Source organism: Curvibacter delicatus NBRC 14919, from assembly GCF_001592265.1.
Taxonomy (GTDB): domain Bacteria; phylum Pseudomonadota; class Gammaproteobacteria; order Burkholderiales; family Burkholderiaceae_C; genus Hylemonella; species Hylemonella delicata.
In genome coordinates this window covers 1-1,279 of record NZ_BCWP01000092.1, presented here as the reverse complement: position 1 = coordinate 1,279, position 1,279 = coordinate 1, and the positions used below count along the sequence as shown (strand labels likewise).

The following is a 1,279-nucleotide window of genomic DNA, read 5'->3' as shown; positions in this document are numbered from 1 at the left end:
TTAATCCTACTACTAAGGCAAAGGAGGCGAGGCAAGGAGTTGCCGGTGCCGACTGACGGGCGAATAAAGAGGGGCGGTGCATCTTCAGCGAAGATGGTTGTGCGACCAATCACCAAGCACTGAGGAGACCGCCCCATGCTGCAGCATACTGCCTCATCGGCCTTCTGGTCAGACTTCTGGCCGGGATTCAGGATCACGAAACTGGAGCGCCAGCCCGGACAGATCGACATCCGGCTCGAACCCGATGACGGGGCTGAGCTGGCTTGTTGCCACTGCAAGGGCACTTGCCGTACCGTGCACGACCGCCAATGGCGACGGGTGCGCGATTTACCCCTGCTGGGCCAGCGAGTCGAGCTCCAGGTGCTGATGTCACGAGTGAGTTGCCCGAGCTGCGGAGCCCGGCTGCAGCACATTGAGTGGCTGGCGCGCTACGCCCGCATGACGCAGCGTTTGAGCGAGGCCGTGGCGCTGTGGTGCACCAAGTTGCCGGTGGCCCATGTGGCGCAGATGTTTGCCCTGCATTGGAGCACGGTGCGGGAGATCGATGCGCGGCAGCTGCGCCAGCGCCTGGAGCGGCTGCCGCGTGCCCAGCCCAGACGGCTGATCATGGATGAGTTTGCGCTGCACAAGGGCCACCGCTACGCCAGCGTGGTGCTTGATGCTGACAGCCGGCGCGTACTGTGGATTGGCGTGGGGCGGGCACGCACATCGGTCCGCGAGTTCTTCCGAGGCCTGGGCCCCCAGGGCTGTGCACGCATACAGGCCGTGGCCATGGACATGAACACGGCTTATGACCTGGAGGTGCGCCATCACTGCCCCAGGGCACGCATCGTCTACGACCTGTTCCATGTGGTGGCCAAGTACGCCCGGGAAGTGATCAGTCGTGTGCGGGTAGATGCGGCCAATGAGCTGCGCCAGGACAGGCCGGCGCGCCGGGTGGTCAAGCAGGCGCATTGGCTGCTGCTGCGCAATCCGGCGCGGCTGGAGCCCAGACAGCAGGTTCACCTGCAGGAGGTACTGGCAGCCAACCAGTCCCTGATGACGGTCTACGTCATGCGCGAGCAACTCAAGAGCCTGTGGAATGCACCCGATGCCTGGGAGTGGCGTCGGCGCTGGAGGCAATGGCTAGAACATGCCCGCCAGAGCGGGATCCCCGCTCTCATACGTTTCGCCAATTTACTCAAACCCTATTGGCGCGGCATCCTCAGCCGGGTTCGATGGCCCATGCACACAGGCACTCTGGAAGGCATCAACAACAAGATCAAGCTGATCAAGCGCA

The 1,279-nt window shown here is 63.3% G+C and carries 1 protein-coding gene; it reads left to right on the top strand.

Annotated features, from left to right (window positions below; genetic code table 11):
- Nucleotides 1-135: 135 nt before the first annotated feature.
- The coding region (locus tag CDE01S_RS17935; protein WP_066710916.1) for an ISL3 family transposase at nucleotides 136-1,279 on the top strand (1,144 nt) is incomplete at its 3' end.